General features: G+C 65.8%; 16 protein-coding genes. 11 read left to right on the forward strand and 5 right to left on the reverse strand.

Annotated features, from left to right (window positions below; all coding sequences use genetic code 11):
* Window positions 1–4: 4 nt before the first annotated feature.
* Both HW090_RS10505 and HW090_RS10510 read left to right on the forward strand, forming a co-directional pair.
* On the forward strand, window positions 5–328 hold the full coding sequence (locus tag HW090_RS10505) for a DUF2388 domain-containing protein (RefSeq protein WP_179113479.1): 324 nt from the start codon (window positions 5–7) through the stop codon (window positions 326–328).
* The gene (locus tag HW090_RS10510; RefSeq protein WP_179113480.1) at window positions 325–2,274 is read left to right on the forward strand and encodes a DUF4105 domain-containing protein; all 1,950 of its coding nucleotides are present in this window, start codon (window positions 325–327) and stop codon (window positions 2,272–2,274) included. Before HW090_RS10505 ends, HW090_RS10510 begins: the two co-directional genes overlap by 4 nt.
* Before the next feature lie 362 nt (window positions 2,275–2,636).
* Here the strand turns inward: HW090_RS10510 and HW090_RS10515 are convergent, their stop codons facing one another.
* The 4 genes from HW090_RS10515 to polA form a co-directional block, all read right to left on the reverse strand.
* Window positions 2,637–5,069, reverse strand: coding sequence for a TonB-dependent receptor (locus HW090_RS10515; protein ID WP_179113481.1), 2,433 nt, complete (start codon window positions 5,067–5,069; stop codon window positions 2,637–2,639).
* A 108-nt stretch (window positions 5,070–5,177) separates the two neighbouring features.
* Window positions 5,178–6,158 carry a FecR family protein gene (locus tag HW090_RS10520; protein ID WP_179113482.1) on the reverse strand — a complete coding sequence of 327 codons (981 nt, stop codon included), beginning with the start codon at window positions 6,156–6,158 and terminating at the stop codon, window positions 5,178–5,180.
* Window positions 6,145–6,639: a sigma-70 family RNA polymerase sigma factor gene (locus HW090_RS10525; protein ID WP_179113483.1), complete on the reverse strand. Its 495-nt coding sequence runs from the start codon at window positions 6,637–6,639 to the stop codon at window positions 6,145–6,147. The genes HW090_RS10520 and HW090_RS10525 overlap by 14 nt, the downstream gene beginning before the upstream one ends.
* 188 nt (window positions 6,640–6,827) lie before the next feature.
* Entirely contained in the window at window positions 6,828–9,572 is a 2,745-nt protein-coding gene (gene polA, locus HW090_RS10530) for a DNA polymerase I (protein ID WP_179113484.1), read from the reverse strand.
* A 73-nt stretch (window positions 9,573–9,645) separates the two neighbouring features.
* On the opposite strand from polA, the gene HW090_RS10535 reads away from it, so the two are divergent.
* From HW090_RS10535 to HW090_RS10575, 9 genes are all read left to right on the forward strand, one after another.
* On the forward strand, window positions 9,646–9,930 hold the full coding sequence (locus HW090_RS10535) for a DUF2782 domain-containing protein (protein ID WP_179113485.1): 285 nt from the start codon (window positions 9,646–9,648) through the stop codon (window positions 9,928–9,930).
* A 6-nt stretch (window positions 9,931–9,936) separates the two neighbouring features.
* Window positions 9,937–10,887: a homoserine kinase gene (locus tag HW090_RS10540; protein WP_179113486.1), complete on the forward strand. Its 951-nt coding sequence runs from the start codon at window positions 9,937–9,939 to the stop codon at window positions 10,885–10,887.
* Window positions 10,888–11,072: 185 nt separating this feature from the next.
* The gene (locus HW090_RS10545; protein WP_179113487.1) at window positions 11,073–13,481 is read left to right on the forward strand and encodes a TonB-dependent siderophore receptor; all 2,409 of its coding nucleotides are present in this window, start codon (window positions 11,073–11,075) and stop codon (window positions 13,479–13,481) included.
* A gap of 27 nt (window positions 13,482–13,508) precedes the next feature.
* Window positions 13,509–14,135 (forward strand): gamma-glutamylcyclotransferase, encoded by a 627-nt coding sequence (locus HW090_RS10550; RefSeq protein WP_179113488.1) that lies wholly within the window; start codon window positions 13,509–13,511, stop codon window positions 14,133–14,135.
* A gap of 14 nt (window positions 14,136–14,149) precedes the next feature.
* Window positions 14,150–15,811 (forward strand): ABC transporter substrate-binding protein, encoded by a 1,662-nt coding sequence (locus HW090_RS10555; RefSeq protein ID WP_179113489.1) that lies wholly within the window; start codon window positions 14,150–14,152, stop codon window positions 15,809–15,811.
* A 2-nt stretch (window positions 15,812–15,813) separates the two neighbouring features.
* Entirely contained in the window at window positions 15,814–16,821 is a 1,008-nt protein-coding gene (locus HW090_RS10560; protein ID WP_373416394.1) for an ABC transporter permease, read from the forward strand.
* A gap of 9 nt (window positions 16,822–16,830) precedes the next feature.
* Window positions 16,831–17,709 (forward strand): ABC transporter permease, encoded by an 879-nt coding sequence (locus HW090_RS10565; RefSeq protein WP_179113491.1) that lies wholly within the window; start codon window positions 16,831–16,833, stop codon window positions 17,707–17,709.
* Window positions 17,702–18,556 carry an ABC transporter ATP-binding protein gene (locus tag HW090_RS10570; RefSeq protein ID WP_179113492.1) on the forward strand — a complete coding sequence of 285 codons (855 nt, stop codon included), beginning with the start codon at window positions 17,702–17,704 and terminating at the stop codon, window positions 18,554–18,556. Before HW090_RS10565 ends, HW090_RS10570 begins: the two co-directional genes overlap by 8 nt.
* Window positions 18,553–19,281 carry an ABC transporter ATP-binding protein gene (locus HW090_RS10575; protein ID WP_179113493.1) on the forward strand — a complete coding sequence of 243 codons (729 nt, stop codon included), beginning with the start codon at window positions 18,553–18,555 and terminating at the stop codon, window positions 19,279–19,281. Before HW090_RS10570 ends, HW090_RS10575 begins: the two co-directional genes overlap by 4 nt.
* Before the next feature lie 74 nt (window positions 19,282–19,355).
* Here HW090_RS10575 and HW090_RS10580 read toward each other — a convergent pair whose 3' ends face one another.
* Complete coding sequence (locus HW090_RS10580) at window positions 19,356–21,731, reverse strand: TonB-dependent receptor (RefSeq protein ID WP_179113494.1); 2,376 nt, start codon at window positions 21,729–21,731, stop codon at window positions 19,356–19,358.
* Between the last annotated feature and the right edge of the window lie 18 nt (window positions 21,732–21,749).

The following is a 21,749-nucleotide window of genomic DNA, read 5'->3' on the forward strand; positions in this document are numbered from 1 at the left end:
CCAGATGCACAAGACCCTCATCGCCGGCCTGACGGCGGGCCTGTTGTCCTTCTCCCTCGGCAGCCATGCGCAGACGCTGGTGGCCACCAGCAACATCCTGGTACGGGCGCTGGATCGCAGCCTGAACTTCACCTCGGACACCACCACCTCGATCCGCGACATGAAAGTGGTGCTCGAAGCCCGTGACGAAGCCGCCGGTTTCGTCGCCAGCGAAGGCGGGATTCACGGTGTGCGCCTGGAGGCAGCGTTCGACAGCCTGCGCGGCCAGTTCCCGCAAGCCCGTGCCGCCAGTGACCTGGAACTGGCGGAAGCCATCCTCGCCCTGTGAGGTGGCGCTGCGTCGGGCTGCTGGCACTGCTTGCCTGGGGCCTGCCGATCAAGGCCGAGCTGCGGCTCGTCCTGCATGAGAAAGGGTTGTCGGCCAGCCAGCGTGAGGCGTCCCGGCAACTGCTGGATGAAGCGCTGACTGCGCTGCCGCCTGTGCTACGGACGCGTTTGGGGCGGGACTTGCGCGTCGAGTGGCGCGACGACATGGCGGAGCAGACTTACGGCCATGCCAGCCTGGACCGGATCGCCCTGAATCGTCGCTTGCTGCCGGCGCTGGTCGACGGTTCGGCCAGGACGCAACGCACCGGGCGCAGCCATGGCACCCTGCGCCAGGAACTGCTGGCCACCGTGGTGCATGAAGTCGCCCATCGCTATGACCGTGCCCGGCTCTGGTCCGATGCACAGCGTAGCCAGCTCGGCCACTGCCAGCAGTTGGCGGGTAGCCTGGGCGTCGTTGGCCTGCCAGCCGGTTGCCGGGGCCAGACGGCACGGCGCTTCACCCTGAGCGACGATCCGCGCCTGCTCGACCTGGCGGGCTGGCCGCAGCGGGTTGGTACCCGTGGTGAGCGCGAGTGGCGCAACGCCCTGTCGGTGCGCAGCCCGGACCCTTACGAAACCAGCAGCCCCAGGGAGTTCGTCGCGGTCAATCTCGAATACTTCCTGCTCGATCCTGGCTATGCCTGCCGCCGGCCTTCGCTGTACCGCTATTTCAGTGAACACTTCGGCTGGCAGCCGCCGGCCCGACAGGCGTGCGCCGACGGCTACCCGATCCTCAACGCCGGGCGCGACTTCGGCAGGACGCCGCTGCTGGAACTGGACCCGGAGCGGGTGTACCAGGTGGACTACCTGTTCGCCGAAGCCAACCAGCAGTGGATGAGCCGCTGGGGCCACAGCATGCTGCGTCTGGTGATCTGCGCACCGGGGCGCGAACGTGGCGAGGCGTGCCGGCTCGATCTGGAGCACCATCTGGTGCTGTCCTTCCGCGCCTTCGTCGGCGATGTGCAGATTTCCAGCTGGGACGGCCTGACCGGCGTCTACCCGTCGCGTCTGTTCGTGCTGCCGCTCGGCCAGGTGATCGACGAGTACACCAAGGTGGAACTGCGCGGTCTGGCCTCGGTGCCGCTGAAACTGTCGCGCGGGCAGATCGACGGCCTGCTGGAGCGCAGCGCCGAGGTGCACTGGGGCTACGATGGCGACTATTACTTTCTGTCCAACAACTGCGCGGTGGAAACCCTCAAGCTGCTGCGCAGCGGCACCGCCGAGCCGAGCCTGCAGGCGCTGGACAGTATCCTGCCCAGTGGTTTGCTGCGGCTGCTGATCGGTCGCGGTCTGGCCGATGCCCGTGTGCTCGACGACCCTGCCGAAGCCTTGCGCCTGGGCTATCGCTTCGATTCCTACCGTGAGCGCTACCAGGCCATGTTCGACATCCTCCGGCAGCGCCTGGGGCTGCCCCAGGCGACGGTGGAGGACTGGCTGGCGCTGCCGGCGCATGAGCGGCGGGGCTGGTTCGCCGACGCCGACCTGCGCAGCAATGCCGCGTTGCTGCTGGTGGAACAGGCCGCCCAGCGGCGGCAGTTGCTGATGGCGCAGGAGGAATTGAAGAAGCGCTACCTGGGCGGGCGTGCCGGAGGCGACTCGTCCCTGGACAAGGCTGACCGTGCCTTGCAGGAAATCCTCGCCAGCAGCGGTTACCTGAGCCGTCCGGCGGAACTGCTCGACGGCCCCGGCTATGGTTTGCCCCAACCTGGCGAGTGGCAGGGCCTGCAACGGGAAAGCGAGCAGCGCCAGGCGCGTTTGAACCAGCTCAGCGAGCAACTGGACCAGGAAGTCCAGCACCTGCTGGGCGAGGCGCGCCGGCTGGAGCTACAGGCCATCGATGAGAATCTGCAGCGAATCACCGGGCAATTGAGGGCGTTGCACAAGGCCAGCGGTGGTCTGCAACTCTGAGCTGCATGCTTTCCTACACCTTCGCGCAGCCGGTGGTCGAGCGTGGTTGTGCCTGTGGGAGGATCTGGGCTCTCGCCTGGCCAGTGCTTCGGAGCAATCTTCGTCGGCTGGGGTGTTTGTCTGGAGGCGTGTTCGCGGGCACTTTTCTGCGGGCAAAAAAAACCTCGAACTTCATTGGGGGAGGGGAAAGTTCGAGGTTCAAATCCGGACCACTAGGTCCAGAGATCTGCCAACACTTAACACAACAAGGAGCATCGAAGGGTTTCAGGCCCTTCGCAAAATCAGACCCTGGCCTCGTTCGGATAGTTCACTCGGTCGTGAAAAAAATCCGTGAAAGTTTCCGGGGCCTTGCCGGATGCGGTCTACAGCCGGTATTGCAGCGTCAGCAGGAAGGATCGCGGTGCGCCATAGAAGTTGTGGTCGTAGCTGATGGAGCTGAAATACTTCTTGTCCGTCAGGTTGTCGACGTTCAGGGCGGCCGAGAGGTTGTCGCTGAAGCGGTAGGCGACCCGCGCATCCAGCAGGGTGTAGCCGCCCTGGTAGCGGTCGTAGTAGCCGAAGCTGGAGGAGCCGCTCTGGCTGCTCAGGCCGGTGCCGACGGACCAGCGCTGCCAGTCGGCGGGTAGCCGGTAATCGCCCCAGATGCGCAGGACATGCCGGGGAAGTCCGGTGTTGGCGGAGATGTCGTAGCCGACCGAAGGTGTGTCCTGTCCGCGATAGCGGGTGCCGGTGTAGGTGTAGGAAGCGGAGAGTTGCAGGTCCCGCAGGACTTCGCCGGTCACTTCGGCTTCGAAGCCCTGGCTCAGCACCTGGGCGGTATCCCGGTAGCAGGTGCCGCCGCAGCGGATGTCGGCGATGGTCTGGTCGACACTGCCATCCTCGAAGGCGACGCCTTCCTGCTCGGTGCGGAACAGGGCGAACGAGGTATTCACTCGGCCGCCCAGCAGCTCGCCCTTCAGGCCGAGCTCGTAGTTGCTGCCGGTGACCGGGCTGAGGAAGTTGCCGTCGACGTTGCGCTGGGTCTGCGGCTTGAAGATTTCCGCATAGCTGCCGTGGATCGACCACTGCTCTCCCAACCTGTAGGTCAGCGCCGCGAATGGCGTCACCTTGCGGCTCTCCTTGGCGGTGCTTTCCGAGTAGCCCCAGATGCCATCCGAGACATAGGTCTGTTCGTAGGACGACAGGCGGGCACCAAGGGTCAGCGACAGCGGGCCGTAGAGTTCGTAGCGGCCCATGGCGTAGAGGCCTTTCTTGTCGGAGCGATAGCCATCGTCCATGCGGTTGGTGGCGAGGATCTGTGCGGCGCTCGGTTCCGGTGCGCTGCTGGGCTGGCTCGGGCTGGAGTAGGCGGTGTCGATGCTGCGTATCCAGCCCCAGAGGTCGCTGCTGCGCTGGTGCGAGTAGTTACCACCGGCGGTCAGCGCGAGCTTGCGCCCGAACAGTTCGGTGTTGCCGGTCAGGTGCACGTCGGCGCCCCGGTTCTTCGAGAACATGTCGAAATAGTAGACATCGCCGCGCAGGGTGCTGGGTGGGCCGAGGCGCCCGGAGCGCAGCAGGTACTTGATCTCGTTGGCTTCGCGGGTATCGACCAGCGAGGCCTTGAGCTTCCAGTCCTCGTTGAAGGCATGGGTGAGGTCCAGGTACCAGGTGTCCTGGGTCTTTTCTGCGTAGCTCCAGGGCGTGCTGAGATTGGTCGAGCGCTGGTAGTCGGGCATGCTGCCGTTGGCATAGCTGGGCAGTCCGGTCCAGTCGAGCGCGCTTTCGGGTTTCTCGCGGCTGAAACCGACGCCCAGGGTGGTGGCTGAACCGAGGTCGAAGTCGAGCGCGGCATAGAGGGTGCGGGTCTTGGAGTCCATGTGGTCGCGGAAGGAGTCCGCCGTTTCCTGGTTTGCCACCAGGCGACCACGGATGGCGCCGTTGCTGTCGAGCGGCCCGGCCACGTCGGCCTGCAGGCCGTAACGATCCCAGGAGCCGGCCTTGCCGGTGAGGATCACCTGGTTGTCCCGTGTCGGGCGCTTGCGCACCAGGTTCACCGAGCCGGATGGGTCGCCTTCGCCCTCGAACAGCCCCTGTGGGCCGCGCATGATCTCCACCCGGTCGTAGAGCGCCATGTCGCTGTTGAAGGCCGAGCCGCGCGCATAGAGCTGGCGCTCCAGCGGTACACCGTCGAACTGGTAGCTCTGGATGAAGAAGCCGCGCGAATAGAAATGTCCACCTGGCTCATTCGACACCATGGTGACGCCCGGGGCACTGAGCAGGGCCTGGCGGATGTCGGTGATGCCCTGGTCGTCCATCTTCTGCCGGGTGATCACCGAGACGGCCTGCGGAATGTCGCGTACCGCCTGTTCACCCTTGCCGATATTGACCGCCGCCGAGGTGTAGGAGCCTGAGCCTTCCGTGGTGGTGTTCACGCCCAAGGCGTTGACGGTGAGCGGGCTCAGCGCCAGTGCATCGTCATGGCTTGCCGGCTGGACACCGAGTGTGCCGCTGGCGCTCCTGGCAAGCACCAGCCCGCTGCCGGACAGCGCCTGGGCGAAGGCCTGTTCCAGGGTGAGTTCGCCGCTGACCCTCGGGGCGCGCAGACCGTCGACCAGCCCCGGTTCGACGATGATCACCTGGCCGGCCTGGCGGGCGATGCGGGTCAGGCTCGCATCCAGCGGGCCGCTCGGTAGGTCGTACTGGTAGGTGGGCGCTGTACTGGCCAGGAGGGATGTGGCCGCGAGCGGCCCGCCGAACAGGGTGCCCAGGGTGATGGCCAGTGCCAGTGGACGGCGACTGGATCGTGGTATGCGCATGGAATGTTCTCCGCAGATGGCGAATGGAGTGACTGGGGGTTCACCTGCTATGTGCGACGAGCGGAGAAAAGTGACAGGGGCGGCCGGGATTTTTTATTCCGGCAACGCTTACGCGTGTTCGATGCTGACCCAGTAGCCGGTCAGGCGCTGGAGGGTGATGGGCAGGCGCTCGGCCAGGGCGTCCAGCGTGCGGTCGCTGTCGTCCAGCGGGAAACTGCCGGTAACGCGCACTCTTGCCGCCTGCTCTGAAATACGCAGCAGACCGGTGCGGTAGGGGCGCAGTGCCGCCACCACCTCGCCTAGAGGGCGGTCGTGTACCTCGATAAAGCCGTTTTCCCAGGCGCTGGCGGCGGACGGCAGCAGATTCTGCAACTGGACGCCGTGGCGGTCGAAACGGGCACTGCCGCCTTCGGCCAGGGGCGCGGCGACACCCAGGGCGGTTTCGATACGCACTGATGCGCGCAGGACTGCCACCAGGGTCGCATCGGTGTCGAGGCGCATGAGGAAACGACCGCCTGGCGCCTCTACCGAGCCATGGTTGCAGTGGACCTGGAAAGCACGGCTGTCGTCGGCGACCTCGACGATCAGTTCGCCCTGACGCAGTCGCAGGCTGCGGCTGTCGTGCCCGAAGGCGACGTCCACGGCGCTGCGGGCGTTGAGCCACAGGCGGCTGCCATCGGGTAGCGTGACGTTGCGCCGTTCGCCGGTTCCCGTGGCATGGTCGGCGATGAAATAGGACGCCGGATAATGCCGCTGCACAACGATGCCGCCGCCCAGTGTGGCGATCAGCCCGAGTCCCAGAGTATTGCGCAGGAGCCGGCGTCGACTGGTCGGGTGGGCCAGCAGCGCTTGCTGTGCGCCCTGGCGCAATGCCTGGGTGTCGGGTAGCCCGCAGAACAGCCCGAGCGCCTGTTCCAGCCGTGCGGCGGCGGCCTCGTGGCGGGGATCGGCACGGCGCCAGCCGGCGAAGGCCAGCCGGTCGGCGTCGCATGCTTCGCCGGAGTCGAGCAGCACCAGCCAGTCGATGGCCTGGCGGGCGATCGGGTCGCGCGCCGAGTCGGGCGCCTGGTGCGGCTCAGAGGGCTTCATAGCAGCGCGCCAGGGCCTGGGTCATGTACTGGCGTACGCGGCTCGCGGACACCCCGAGGCGTTCGGCGATCTGCGCGTAGGTCATGTGGTCGAGCTGGCTCATCAGGAAGGCCTGGCGGGCCTTGGTCGACAGGCCGTCGAGCAGGTCGTCGATGGCGAGCAGGGTTTCCAGCACGATGGCGCGCTCCTCTTCGGAGGGGGCGAGGGCCTCTGGCATGGTTTCCAGGGCCGCCAGCCAGGCACGCTCCAGGTCGCGCCGGCGCCAGCTGTCGAAGACCAGCCGGCGGGCGATGGTCAGCAGGTAGGCGCGTGGCTCGTCGGGTTGGCAGGGGCGTGCCAGCAGCTTGAGGAAAGTGTCGTGGGAGAGGTCGGCGGCCTGCTGCGGGCAGCCGAGTTTCCTGCGCAGCCAGGTCTGTAGCCATCCGTGGTGCTCGACGTAGAGCTCGCCGATGGGGTCGTTGCAGGGAGTGGGACCGCGCACGTTGGATCTCCGGCAGGCCGGCGCTGCTGGAGCCCAGGGTGGGCGGCTGTCCGGTCATTCAAGAATGCTTCTTATTTTATTGGCCGGAGGGAGCGCGTCAATCCCGTCGATCATGGACGCCAGGGCAAGCCAGGCGTCATGACCTCCAGGTTACTGCCGTTGTGCGGGCGCGTACGGCATGGCGATGTTCAGTGCGCCTCGTCCCAGTTGTCGCCGACGCCGCTTTCCACCAGCAGCGGCACCGCCAGTTCGGCGGCCTGCTGCATCCGTGGGGCGAGTTCGGCGCGCACCTGCTCGACGAGGCTTTCATGCACTTCCAGCACCAGTTCATCGTGCACCTGCAGGATGATCCGCGCATCCAGGCCGCTGTTTTGCAGCCAGGTGTCCACGCTGACCATGGCGCGCTTGATGATGTCCGCCGCGGTGCCCTGCATCGGCGCGTTGATCGCCGTGCGTTCGGCGGCCTTGCGCATTACGGCGTTCTTCGAGTGGATTTCCGGCAGGTACAGGCGCCGGCCGAACAGCGTTTCGACATAGCCCTGCTCGGCAGCCTGGGCGCGGGTGCGCTCCATGTAGTCGAGCACGCCTGGGTAGCGTGCGAAGTAGCGGTCGATATAGGCCTGCGCCTCGGGGCGGTTGACGCCGATCTGCTTGGCCAGGCCGAAGGCGCTCATGCCGTAGATCAGGCCGAAGTTGATCGCCTTGGCGCTGCGGCGCTGGTCGCTGGTGACGTCCTCCAGGGGCACGCCGAAGACTTCGGCGGCGGTCGCACGGTGCACGTCCAGGCCGTCGCGGAAGGCGCTCAGCAGGCCTTCGTCGCGGGCCAGGTGGGCCATGATGCGCAGTTCGATCTGCGAGTAGTCCGCCGCCAGCAGCTTGTAGCCTTTTTGCGCGACGAAAGCCTGGCGGATGCGCCGGCCCTCGGGGGTGCGGATCGGGATGTTCTGCAGGTTCGGATCACTGGAGGACAGCCGCCCGGTGGCGGTCACCGCCTGGTGGTAGCTGGTGTGGATACGTCCGGTGCGCGGGTTGATCTGTTGCGGCAACTTGTCGGTATAGGTGCTCTTGAGCTTGCTCAGGGAGCGGTATTGCATGATCACCTTGGGCAGCGGGTAGTCACGTTCGGCCAGTTCGGCCAGGACTTCCTCGGCGGTGGAGGCCTGGCCCTTGGCGGTTTTCTTCAGCACCGGCAGGCCGAGTTTTTCATAGAGGATGGCGCCGAGCTGCTTGGGGGAGCCGAGGTTGAATTCTTCGCCGGCCAGTTCGAAGGCCTTGCGCTCCAGTTCGACCATTTTGTCGCCCAGTTCGATGCTCTGCTGGCCGAGTAGATGGGCGTCGACCAGTGCGCCATTGCGTTCGATGCGCGCCAGCACCGGTACCAGCGGCATCTCGATGCGCTCCAGCACGTCGAGCAGGGACGGAGTGGCTGCCAATCGCTGGTGCAGGTTGTGGTGCAGGCGCAGGGTGATGTCGGCATCTTCGGCGGCATAGGGTCCGGCCTGTTCGATGGCGATCTGGTCGAAGGTCAGCTGCTTGGCGCCCTTGCCGGCGATGTCCTCGAAGCGGATGGTGCTCTGGCCGAGGTACTTGAGGGCCAGGCTGTCCATGTCGTGGCGGGTGGCGGTGGCGTCCAGCACGTAGGATTCGAGCATGGTGTCCCAGGCCAGGCCGCGCAGTTCGATGCCGTAGTGCATCAGCACGTTCATGTCGTACTTGCCGTGCTGGCAGATCTTGGCCTTGGCCGGGTCTTCCAGCAGCGGCTTGAGCGCCGTCAGCACTGCGTCGCGGTCGAGCTGCGCAGGTACGCCCATGTAGGTATGCGCCAGCGGCACATAGGCCGCCGCGCCTTCCTCGACGGCGAATGACAGGCCGACCAGCTCGGCCTTCTGCGCGTCGACGCTGGTGGTCTCGGTGTCGAAGGCGAAGTGCGGTGCGGCGTCGAGGCGTTTCAGCCAGGCGTCGAAATCTTCCTGGGCCAGCACGGTGTCGTAGTGGGCTTCGGCCTGGGGGAGAGCCGGCTCGTCGGCGTCGCTGGTGGCGCTCTCGGCCTGGCGTGCTTCACGCAGCAGGTCGTCGAGCCAGTTCTTGAATTCCAGCTCGCGGTACAGGTCGATCAGCGCCTCGTGCTGCGGCTCGCCGGGGTAGAGGTCTTCGGCCTGCACATCCAGTGGGACATCGAGCTTGATGGTCGCCAGTTCGTAGGAAAGGAAGGCGGCATCGCGGTGTTCCTCGAGCTTGGCGGCCAGGCTCTTGGCGCCGCGTATCGACAGCGTGGCGACCTGGTCGAGGTTGTCGTAGAGGCCCTTGAGGCCACCGGGAATACCGGTGAGCAGACCGCCGGCGGTCTTCTCGCCGACGCCAGGGACGCCGGGGATGTTGTCCACCTTGTCGCCCATCAGCGCGAGGAAGTCGATGATCAGCTCGGGGCCGACACCGAACTTGTTCTTCACCCCTTCGATGTCGTAGACGCTGCCGGTCATGGTGTTGACCAGGGTGACGTGCGGGCAGACCAACTGCGCCATGTCCTTGTCGCCTGTGGAAATCACCACGTCGCGCTGGCGTCCGGCGCTCTGGCGCGCCAGGGTGCCGATGACGTCATCGGCCTCGACCCCTTCGATGCACAGCAGCGGCAGGCCGAGGGCGCGCACGCAGGCGTGCAGCGGTTCGATCTGGCTGCGCAGGTCGTCCGGCATTGCCGGGCGGTTGGCCTTGTAGTCGGCGTAAAGCTCATCGCGGAAGGTGCCGCCCTTGGCGTCGAACACCACCGCGAAGGGGCTGTCCGGGTACTGGCGGCGAAGCGACAGCAGCATGTTCAGCACGCCCTTGACCGCGCCGGTGGGATTGCCGGTCGAGGTGGTCAGCGGCGGCAGGGCGTGGAAGGCACGGTACAGGTAGGACGAACCGTCCACCAGGACGAGGGGCGCTTGGCTCATGAGCGGGATAACCTTTTCGGCGTCGCCGGCGCTAGAATGCCGGGACCATTGACGATAAAGGGACAAGGTTATCATGCGCGCAATCAAACACCTGATGCTGGCCAGTCTGCTGGCGTGCGTGCCGCTTGCCGGTTTTGCCGAAGAGCCGGTCGGTGGCGACCCTGATGTGACCATCCGCCAGGACGGCGACCGTACGGTGGAAGAGTACCGTCTCAACGGCATCCTCTATGCGGTGAAGATCACGCCGAAGAACGGCAAGCCCTACTTCCTGGTACGGGCCGATGGCAACGATGGCAACTTCGTGCGTGCCGACCAGCCGGACATGCTGATCCCGTCCTGGAAAATCTTCAGCTGGTAAGCGCCGGTGTCGGTCTTCACCTCGCTGGAGCGCACGCAGCTGGAGGCGTTCCTCGCGCCTTACGGGCTGGGGCGGCTGCGTGATTTCCAGGGCATTGCCGCTGGCACCGAGAACAGCAACTTCTTCGTCAGCCTGGAACGGGGCGAGTTCGTCCTGACCCTGGTCGAACGGGGCGAGCAGGGCGACCTGCCCTTCGTCATCGACCTGCTGGACGTGCTGCAGGCCGCCGGGCTGGCGGTGCCCTACGTCTTGCGCGATGCCGATGGCAACGCCCTGCGCCAACTGGCGGGCAAGCCGGCGTTGCTGCAGCCGCGCCTGCCGGGGCGGCATGTCGACGTCGCCAATCCACACCACTGCCAGGAAGTCGGCCACTGGCTGGCGCGTATGCACCTGGCCAGTCGTGGTCCGTTGATCGAACACCCGAGTGACCGTGACCTGGGTTGGCTGTTGGCACAAGGTGCCTTGCAGGTGGCGCATTTGCCCGCCGGGCCGCGCCTTCTGCTGGAAGCTGTGCTGGAAGAAGCCACCGCACTGCGCCTGCGTATCGAGGCGCTGCCCAAGGCCAACCTGCATGCCGACCTGTTCCGCGACAACGTGCTGTTCGAAGGTCCGCATCTGGCCGGGGTGATCGACTTCTACAACGCCTGTTCTGGCCCGATGCTCTACGACCTGGCCATCACCGTGAACGACTGGTGCTCCCACGCCGATGGCAAGCTGGATGAAGCGCGGAGCAAGGCGCTGTTGAGCGCCTATGCGGCGCTGCGCCCGTTCACGCTGGCCGAAGCCGAGTTGTGGCCAGCCATGCTGCGCATTGCCTGTGTGCGCTTCTGGCTATCGCGGCTGATCGCCGCCCGCTCGTTCGAAGGGCGCGACGTACTGGTCAAGGACCCGCAGGAGTTCCAGGCAAGGCTTGCGTCACGCCAGGGCATGGCTCCGTCGCTGCCTTTCGCGTTGTGATCTTATATTTCCAATAGATATATCTATCTAGTTATCTATTCTTTTTAATTCTTTCCGGCTTCCGGCAGAGTAACTCCTCACAAGGGATCACGCATGCATCGGAGGCCCGTAGTGACTGGCTCCACCACGCCGTTCGCTACCTATGCCGTGCATTTCCCGCATTGAGACTCTGCTGGAGAAGCACAATGAACACCGCCAACACCCACTTCAAACCCTCCCTGCTGGCCCTGGCGATAGCGCTCGGGGGCGTCTGGAGCCTGCCCGCCGACGTGCAGGCCGCCACAGCGGATGGCGCTTCGGCACCGCGCCTGGAGCAGGTGATCGTCACGGGGACTCGCTCGCAGGAGCGCACCGCATCTTCGTCGCTGTCGCCCATCGATATCATCAGTGGCGAAAGTCTGAGCAGTAGTGGGGCCGATGACCTGGGTACGGTGTTGGCGCGGCTGGTTCCATCGATCAATTTCCCTCGCCCGTCTCTGGTGGACGGTGCTGAGTTCGCCCGTCCCGCTCAACTACGTGGTTTGTCGCCGGATCAAGTGCTGGTGCTGGTCAATGGTAAGCGCCGCCATACCAGTGCTTTCGTCAACCTGGGTGGTGCCGTCGGTCGTGGCAGTGCCCCTGCCGACCTCAATGGCATTCCTGTCTCAGCTGTCGAGCGTATCGAAGTGCTGCGCGACGGAGCCTCGGCTCGCTACGGCTCGGATGCGATTGCCGGGGTCATCAACGTGATCCTCAAAAGCGACGCCAGCGGTGGTTCGGTAGGAGGGAAATACGGCAAATACACCAAGGGTGATGGCGCTCAGCGTCAGTTGAGTGGCAACACCGGGATCGCGCTGGGTGAGTCAGGCTGGCTCAATCTGTCGGCCGAAGGCAGCGATAACGACTACACCAATCGTGCCGGTCCGGACTTGCGCAGCAGCACTTCCGGCACTTTCGGCCAACGCACGTTTCGCCAGGGAGAGCCATCCAGCGAAAATGGCAAACTGTTCCTCAATGGTGCCTATCAGTTTGGAGGGCATGAACTCTACGCTTTTGGTGGTTATCGCAAGACTCGTGGCGAGTCCGCAGCCTTCTTCCGGCGTGACAATGACGCAGGCAATACCGGTAACGTAGCGGCCATCTACCCGAACGGCTTCCTGCCGCTGATCAAGGGTGATCTGCAGGACACTTCGTTTAGCACTGGCCTGCGTGGAGACCTGGCAGGTGACTGGCACTACGACCTGTCTGCCAGCTATGGCCGCAACAAGCACGAAGTCAGTACCCGTACCCTGAACCGTTCGCTCTGGCTGGATACCGGTTCGACCCCTCTGAGTTTCGACAACGGCACCCTGACCAACGAACAGAAACTGGTCAATCTGGATATTTCCCGCGATTTCGAGCTGTCCTGGTTGCCTTACCCGCTGTCGGTGGCTTTTGGCGCCGAGTACCTGCACCAAGGCTACGAGATCGAAGCGGGTGACTGGCAGTCCTACTATGGTTTTGGCGCCTCTGGCCTGTCTGGCTTCCGTGACTCCGACTCTGGTGACTGGACACGGCATAACCTGGCCCAGTACCTGGACCTGGAGACCAACCTGACCGATCGTTTCGGCGTGTCTTTCGCCTTGCGCCGCGAGGACTACAGTGACTTCGGCTCCAACCTCAGTGGCGCCCTGGCCGGTCGCTTCGACTTCACGCCACGGGTGGCGCTGCGCGGCAGCATCTCCACCGGTTTCCGGGCGCCATCCCTGGCCCAGCAGCATTTCACCAATACCTCCACGCAATTGATCAATGGCCAGATCGTCGATGCGGGAACCCTGCCGGTGGATAACGCGGCGGCGCGCCTGCTTGGCGCCAAGGACCTGGAAGCCGAGAAGTCGCGCAACTACAGCCTGGGCCTGGTGTTGCGCCCACTGGATGATTTGCAGATCAGTGCTGACGTCTACCGTATCGATGTGCGTGATCGCATCACCCTGTCTTCCAATCTTTCGCTCAACAGTGCGGCACAGGCCTACCTGGCCAACAATGGCATCACGAATGCCAACTATGGCAGCGTGCGTTACTTCACCAACGCTGCTGACACCCGCACCACTGGTCTCGACCTTGTGGCCAGTTACCGCTACCAGTTCGACAACGGTGTGCGCTGGAACAGCACCCTTGGCTACAACTACACCCACACCAAAGTGACCGATACCCAGCAGGCCCCGGCCATCCTGGGCACGTTGGGGTTATCCAGCACCTCGCTGGTGGAGCGCCGGGAGAGACTGGGGCTGCTGGGTGATACCACTCCCGAGCACAAGCTGACCTTCGGTAACGATCTGCGTATCGGTGATTGGACGGTGCGCAGCAATCTGGTGCGCTACGGCGAGTTCACCAGCTACCAGAACGTCACAAGCAACCGCGACCAGACGTTTTCCGCGACCTGGATACTGGACCTGGCGCTGGACTACAGCGTTGGCAACTGGTTGTTCACCGTAGGTGGCGACAACGTCACCGACCAGTACCCGGAAAAGCTCTATCAGGAGAACAGCTCCGGCAGCAACCTCAAGTACAGCACCTTCTCCCCCTACGGCTACAGCGGCGCCTTCTACTACGGCAAGGTCAGCTACAGCTGGTGATCCACCTGAACAGGCAGTGACAGGACCATGAACCAGGCCATCTCCCCCTTCGACTACCCGACTCCAGTGCCCAGCCCCCGGCTCAGCGCCGAGCAGATGCGGGTGTCGATGGAGGAGATGCGCCAGCAGTGCGGCGACCGGCCATTCTGGTTGTTCGCCTACGGTTCGCTGATCTGGCGTCCCGAATGCCCGTCGCTGGAAGTACGCCGCGCGCGTCTGCATGGCTACCACCGGGGGCTCTACCTGTGGTCGCACAGCCATCGCGGCACGCCGGAGCAGCCGGGGCTGGTGTTCGGCCTGGACCGGGGCGGCTCCTGCAACGGTTTCGCTTACCGGCTGGCCGAGGATGGCCTGGACTGCCACCTGCAGGCCTTGTGGCAGCGGGAAATGCCGGATGCGTCCTACCAGCCGAAATGGTTAAACTGCCGGCTCGACGATGGCAGCCAGGTCAATGCCCTGGCCTTTGTCCTGCGGCGGCAGACGCCCAGCTTCGCTGGCAACCTGCCCGATCCGGTGTTGCGCCAGGTGCTGGCCAATGCCCGCGGACACTTCGGTTCGACGCGAGATTATGTCGAGCAGACAGCGAGCGCCTTGCGCCGTCATGCGATGCCCGACCGCCGCCTGGAGGCGACCCTGGCCCGCTGCTGCTCCTGATGAGAGCGAAAACAATGATCGCAAGACTCTCGGGGCTCGTGCGCGGGCTGTCGCCCAGACGGGCATTGCGCACGCCGCTGGCGCTGGGTTTCGGCCTGGGGCTGGCCGCCTGTGGCGGTTCGCTGGGCACGCCGGACAATGTGCTGGTGATCGCCTGGAACATCGACTCGATCAACACCTTCGACCCTGCACGCAGCAGCGACATCGTCTCCAACGAGGTGGTCGCCAACCTCTGCGATACCCTGGTGATTCCCGATCCCGCCGACGCCACACGGTTGCTGCCGGGGCTGGCCGAGCGCTGGGAGCAGTCCGACGACCGGCGCCGGCTGACCTTTCACCTGCGTCCCGACCTGCGCTTCGCCGATGGCCGGTTGGCCACTGCCGAAGACCTGGCCTGGTCGATCCGTCGCAACCTGCAACTGAACATGGCCGGCGCCAACGCGCTGCGCGAATACGGCTTCCGCCTGGAGGACGCCGAGCAGCGCATCCGCGCGGTCGACGAGCGCACCCTGGTGCTTGAGCTGGACCGTCCCTACCCGCAGTCGGTGATCATGCAGGCCATCGGCGCCCACCGCCTGTCCAGCCTGCTGGATCGGCAGACGCTGCTGGCTCACCAGCAGGACGGCGACCTCGGCAACCGCTGGCTCGGGCGCAACAGCGCCTGCGTCGGTCCGTACCGCCTGCGCGAGTGGAATGCTGGCGAAGTGGCCGTGCTGGAGCGCAACCCCGGACACTGGCGCGAGGCGCGGCTGGAGCGTGTGATCCTGCGCCACGTCGCCGAGTCGGCGACCCAGCGCCTGTTGCTGGAGCGTGGCGACGTCGATGTGGCGCGCAACCTCAACGCCGAGGACCTGGGCGCGCTGGAAGGCAATCCGCAGGTGCGTATCGAGGCGGTGGAGCGGCCGCAGATCTACTTCCTCGATATCAATAACGACCACCCGATCCTCGGCAACGCCAAGGTGCGGCTGGCGCTGCGCTACCTGTTCGACTACCAGGCGCTGGCCGATTCGGTGATGCGCTACAACGGCGTACCGCGCGCCAGCTTCGTGCCGCTGGGTTCCTTCGGCGCACTGGACGCGGAGCAGGGCCAGCCGTTCCGGCTCGACCTGGACAAGGCCCGGCAACTGCTGGCCGAGGCCGGTCATGGCGATGGCTTCGAGCTGAGGTTGCTGTACGGCACGCCGCTGTACTCGGCGCCCATCGCCCAGCACCTGCAACACAACGCCGCGCAGCTCGGGATCAAGCTGAGCCTGGAGCGCATGACCAACGGCCAGTTGTTCACGCGCATCTTCGCCAACCAGTTCGAACTGAGCCTGCACAGCCTCGACAGCAATATTCCTGACGCCCACGGCATGGCTTCGCGGCTGGTGTTCAACCCCGACCCGACGCCGCGCAAGGCCACCGGTGCGATGCCGACGGTGTTCGCCAGCTACTACTCCGCCGAAGCCAACCGCGAGGTCGAGGCGGCTCTGCTGGAACCGGACGAGGCGAAGCGCATCGAACGCTACCAGCGCCTGCAACGCCAGCAGATGCAGGAAGGCCCGTTCGCCTACCTGTTCCAGCTCAACCAGGTGGCGGCCCTGCACCAGCGCCTGCTGGACTGGCGCTGGAACGGTTCGCGCACCTATTACGCCGATGTCGACAAACGCGCCCAGGGCACTGGAGGCGACCAATGAAACTGCGCAGCCTGGCCAGCGGCCTGCTGTCCATCGCCGTCACCCTGCTCGGCCTGGCGGCGCTGACCTTCTGCATCGGCCGCCTGCTGCCGATCGACCCGGTGCTGGCGGTGCTCGGTGAAAGCGCCTCTCCGGAGGCCTACGCTGCGCTGCACAGCCAGCTCGGCCTGGACCGCTCGCTGCCGGTGCAGTTCGGCCATTACCTGCTGGACCTGCTGCGGCTGGACTTCGGCAACTCGCTGGTGTCCGGCCAGCCGGTGCTGAGCGATATCGCCCGGGTGTTCCCGGCCACCCTGGAGCTGGCCACGGTGGCGATGCTGATCGGCACCGGCCTGGGCATTCCCCTCGGTGTGCTGGCGGCGGCCAAGCGCAACGGCCCGCTCGACCACGCCGTGCGTATCGTCGGCCTGTTGTGCTACTCGGCGCCGGGCTTCTGGCTCGGGCTGATGGCACTGGCGCTGTTCTACGCCGCCCTCGGCTGGGTCGGCGGGCCGGGCCGGCTGGATTTCGCCTACCAGTGGAACTACGAAAACGTCACCGGCTTCGTGCTGCTGGACGCGCTCTGGCAGGGTGAGTGGCAAGTCTGGCGCAATGCCTGGGCGCATCTGGTGCTGCCGGCGTCGATCCTCGGCCTGGGCGCCTTCGCCTATATCAGCCGCATGACCCGCAGCTTCATGCTGGAGCAGTTGCAGCAGGAATACATCGTCACCGCGCGGGTCAAGGGGCTGTCCTGGACACGCACCCTGTGGCTGCACGCCTTCCCCAATATCGCCGTGCAGGTGATCACGGTGGTGGCGCTGTCCTATGCCTTCCTGCTGGAAGGCGCGGTGCTGATCGAGACGGTATTCGCCTGGCCCGGTTTCGGCCGCTACATGACCAATGCACTGATGGCCGGCGACATGAATGCGGTGGTGGGTTGCACGCTGCTGGTGGGGGTGATCTTCGTCGCCCTCAACCAGCTGTGCGACTGGCTCTACCAATTGCTGGACCCGCGTTCGCGGGCACATTGAGAAACGCGCATGGCATCCGAGTCGATTGCACACTCCATCTGGCAGGCACGCCGCCGCCAGGCCGCCCTGGGGCTGCGGCGCTTTGCCGGCAACCGGTCGGCGTTGGCCGGCTCGCTGATCCTGCTGGCGCTGTTGCTGGTGGCGCTGCTGGCGCCCTGGCTGGCACCGGGCGACTACAACGCCCAGGACCTCGGCCGCACCCTGCAGGCGCCCTCGGCGCACTACTGGCTGGGTACCGACGAACTGGGGCGGGACATCCTCGCGCGGCTGATCCACGGCACCCGGCTGACGCTCTACATTGCCGTGCTCTGCGCGCTGATCGTGGCACCGGTCGGTTTGCTGATCGGGGTTGCCGCCGGTTATTTCGGCGGCTGGACCGACCGTGTGCTGATGCGCGTGGTCGACGTGTTCCTGGCCTTCCCCGGACTGATCCTGGCACTGGCGTTTTCCGCCGCGCTGGGGGCGGGCATCGAGAACGCGGTGCTGGCCATCTCCCTTGCCGCCTGGCCGCCTATCGCCCGTCTGGCGCGGGCGGAAACCCTGAGCATCCGCAAGGCCGACTACATTGCCGCGGCGCGGCTGCTTGGCGCTTCGCACCTGCGGCTGATCGTCCGCCATATCGTGCCGATGTGCCTGCCGTCGGTGGTGGTGCGGGTGACGCTGAACATGGCGGCGATCATCCTCGCCGCCGCTGGCCTGGGTTTCCTCGGCCTCGGCGCGCAGCCGCCCAGCCCGGAATGGGGGGCGATGCTCGCCAGTGGCCGCGAATACGGCCTGACCGCCTGGTGGGTGGCGGCCGCACCGGGCTGCGCGATCCTCTTCGCCAGCCTCGCCTTCAACCTGTTCGGCGACGGTTTGCGCGACGCCCTGGACCCACGCCATGACTGAGCTGCTCGACGTACAGGACCTGAACATCCATTTCAGCGGTGCGCGTGGCATCAATCACGCAGTGCGCGGTGTCAGCTTCCAACTGGCGCGCGGCGAGAAGCTCGGCATCGTCGGCGAGTCCGGCTCGGGCAAGTCGCAGACCGCCCGCGCCCTGCTGAAGATCACCGCCCGTGGCGGCTCGGTCAGCGCCAGGCGGCTGGACTTCGCCGGCACCGACCTGCTGGCCGCCAGCGAACGGCAGATGCAGGCGATTCGTGGGCGGCGTATCTCGATGATCCTGCAGGACCCGAAATTCTCCCTCAACCCGCTGATGCGCGTCGGCGAGCAGATCGCCGAGACCTGGCGCCTGCACCATCCCCAGGCCAGGGGCGAGGCGCGCCAGCGTAGCCTGGCGATGCTGGAGGCGGTGCATATCCGCGACCCCGAGCGGGTCTACCGGCTGTACCCGCATGAAGTCTCCGGCGGCATGGGGCAGCGCATCATGATCGCCATGATGCTGATCACCGAACCGGAGCTGATCATCGCCGACGAGCCGACCTCGGCGCTGGATGTCACCGTACGCCGGCAGATCCTGAGCATCCTCGATGAACTGCTGCAACGCCAGGGCTCCAGCCTGCTGCTGATCAGTCACGACCTCGATCTGGTGGCGGGGTTCTGCGACCGCATCCTGGTGATGTACGCCGGGCGCGTGGTCGAGCAGTTGCCAGCCAGCCAGTTGCACCAGGCGCGTCATCCCTATACCCGCGCCCTGCTGGCCAGTCGCCCGAGCCTGGAACATCCGCAGGACCTGCTGCCAGTGCCGCAGCGCACGCCGCAGTGGCTGTTGCCGCTGGAGGAACAGCCATGAGCCGCTTGCTGGAGGTGGAGAACCTGGAGATCGCCTATGGCGGCCATGCGGTGGTCAAGGGCGTGTCCTTCCAGATCGAGCGTGGCGCCGCCTACGGGCTGATCGGCGAGTCCGGCTGTGGCAAGTCGAGCATCCTGCGTGCCCTGGCGGGCCTGCATGGCTACAGCGGTAGCGCTCGGCTGGAGGGCCAGCCGCTGGGCGAACTGCGCGGCAAGGCGCTGGCGCGGCGGGTGCAGATGGTGTTCCAGGACCCCTACGCCTCGCTGCACCCGCGCAAGACCGTGGAGCAGGCGCTGAGCGAACCGCTGGTCATCCACCGCATCGGCGACGTGCAGCGGCGGGTGCTGGCGATCCTCGACGAAGTGGGTCTGGGCGCGGCTTTTTGCTTCCGTTATCCCCATGAACTCTCCGGCGGCCAGCGCCAGCGGGTGGCCATCGCCCGTGCACTGATCCTGCAACCGGAACTGCTGCTGCTCGACGAGCCGACCTCGGCGCTGGACGTCTCGGTGCAGGCCGAGGTGCTCAACCTGCTGAAGCGCCTGCTGCGCGAACGCAACCTCGGCTACCTGCTGGTCAGCCACGACCTGGCGGTGGTCGCCCACCTGTGCAGGCACCTGGGGCTGATGCACCAGGGCCGCATCATCGAGGCGCTCAGCGCCGACCAGGTGCGCGCCGGCATCGCCGAACAGCCCTATACCCGTGAGTTCTTCGCTGCCAGCCGGTAGGGTGCGCCGTGCGCACCTTGGCCGGAAACCTCGGCGCCCGGCGCATCCTGCGGTCGCCTTGGTTTATGAGGCGTTCAGAATCCCAGCGTGGCTGACAGCTGCACCTGGCGCGGGTCGCCCATCGACACGTAGTTGCGGTTGGCCGCCGAGGGGTAGTACTGGCGGTCGAACAGGTTCTTCACGTTCAGTTGCAGGCCGAGGTCATGTTCGCCGACCTGGGTGTCGTAGCTGACGAAGGTGTCGGCCACGGTGTAGGACGGCAGGTCGAAGCTGTTCTCCGAATCGCCGCTGCGCTCGCCGACATAGCGGGCACTGGCGCCCAGGCGCAGGCCGTCGCCACCGAACAGCGTGCCGGCGTCGTAGACCAGCGCCAGCGAGGCACTGTTCCTGGCCACGTTCTGCAGGCGATTGCCCTTGTACGCCGGGTCCTTGGTGACTTCGCCGTCGATCCAGGCATAGCTGCCGATCAGGCTCCAGCGCTCGGTGAGCTGGCCGCTGACGTCCAGTTCCAGGCCGCGGGAGTGGACTTCGCCGGCGGTGCGACGGATATCGTTGCCGGCGCTGTCCTTGTCGGTGACCATCACGTTGCGCTTGTCGATGTCGAACAGCGCCAGGATGGCGGTGAGCCGCTCGGGAATCTCCAGCTTGCCGCCGATCTCCCAGGACTTGCCTTCCTCGGGCGCGGTGGATGAGCCGATCACGCTGTTGCCGGCCTGGGGCGCGATGGTTGAATTCGGTTTCAGCGACTCGCTGTAGCTGGCGTACAGCGAAGCCTGCGGGTTGATCTTGTAGACCACGCCGGCGCGCGGCACCCAGGTCTGGCCGTTGAGGTTGGTGTTGGCGGTGAAGGGGCGGCCACGTCCGGCGTACTGGTCGTAGACCATGTAGCGGCCGCCGGCGACGATGATCCAGTGTTCGTCCAGGTGCCAGGAGTCCTGCAGGAAGAGGGAGTCGGTGCGCAGCAGGTCAGTCTGGTCGCTCTGCGAGAGGTTTAATAAATCCGAGGGTTGCACGGTGCCGTAGACCGGCTGGTAGGGGTTCAGCACGCTGTTGCCGCCACGGATCAGGTCGGCGCGAAAAATCTTGCGCTTCTCGCTGTCGATGCCGAACACCAGTTCGTGGCGCAAACCGCCGAGTTCGAGGTCGCCGAGCAGGCTGGTAGTGGCGAAGCTGTCGCTGCTGATCGCGCCATGGGTGCCGTCGATACGGCGGGCGACGGTGCCGTCGGCATTGATGCCGGTGACCCGTGCCTGGTCGTCGTCATAGGTCTCACGGCTCCAGCCATAGGCGAAATTGGCCTTCCAGGCGTCGTTGAGCTGGTGCTCGACGGCGAAGCGCCACAGGTCGGAGCGGCCTTCGGTGATGTTGAAGGGTTCGTCCAGGCGGCGCGTATAGGGCGCGTCGAGGGGCTTGTTGGTGCGTGAGTCGATGGCGGTGCCACGGTCGAACGGCGTCTCGAACTCGCGGTGCTCGTAGCTCAGGGTGACGCTGGTCGCTTCGCCGTACCAGGCCAGGGACGGCGCCACCAGGGTCTGGCGGTACTGGCCGAATTCGCGCCAGTACTGGCTGTCGTCGTGGTCGAGGATCAGCCGGTAGGCCAGGCCGCTGTCGCTCAGGGCGCCGGTGCTGTCCAGGGTGCCGCCCGCACCCTGCTTGCCGTGGGCATAGGCCGAGGTGCGCACGGTGATTTCGTTGCGCTGCTGCAGTTGCGGCTTCTTGCTCACAACGTTGACCACACCGCCCGGTTCCTGGATGCCATAGAGCAGCGAAGCCGGGCCCTTGAGCACTTCGACGCGCTCGGCGGTGGGGCCGAGGTTGCGGCCGAGGATCGAGGGCAGGCCGTCGCGCATGATCGAGCCGTCGCGGTTGTCGCCGAAACCGCGCTTCAGCACGGCGTCCTGGGTGCTGCCAAGGGTGTTGGTCTGGGTGATGCCGCTGATGTTGTTCAGGGCGTCGTCCAGGTTGCGCGGTTGCTGGTCGCGCAATACCTGCTCGGGTACCACGTTGATCGCTTGCGCCGTCTCCAGTGTGCTGGCGCCGTCACGGCTGATCGAGGTGCTGGCCGGAGGCTGGTAGGCGCTGCGGCGGCTGGATTCGATGTAGGTGGAGTTCAGTTCCAGGCTGTTGGCGGCGACCAGTACATAGCTGCCATCGGCCTGGCGCTGGGCGTTCAATCCATGCCCAGCCAGCAGTTTCTGCAAGCCGCTGTCGGTGTCGTAGTCGCCGTTCAGGGCTGGGCCGCGGCGGCTGTCGGTCAGGCTTGCATCGCCGACCAGCACGATGCCGGCCTGTTCGGCGAACTGCGCCAGTTGCGCAGTCAGCGTGCCGGCGCCGATGGCATAGTGGCGAGCACTGTCGGCGAGGCTGGCCGGGCTGTGCAGCAGGGCGCCACAGACCAGTGAGGTTGTCAGTGCCAGCGTGCGCAAGGGGAAGGATATGCGGGTGCTCATGCTTGTTCTCCGTGGGAA

It is taken from the genome of Pseudomonas sp. ABC1, assembly GCF_013395055.1.
Classification (GTDB): Bacteria; Pseudomonadota; Gammaproteobacteria; order Pseudomonadales; family Pseudomonadaceae; genus Stutzerimonas.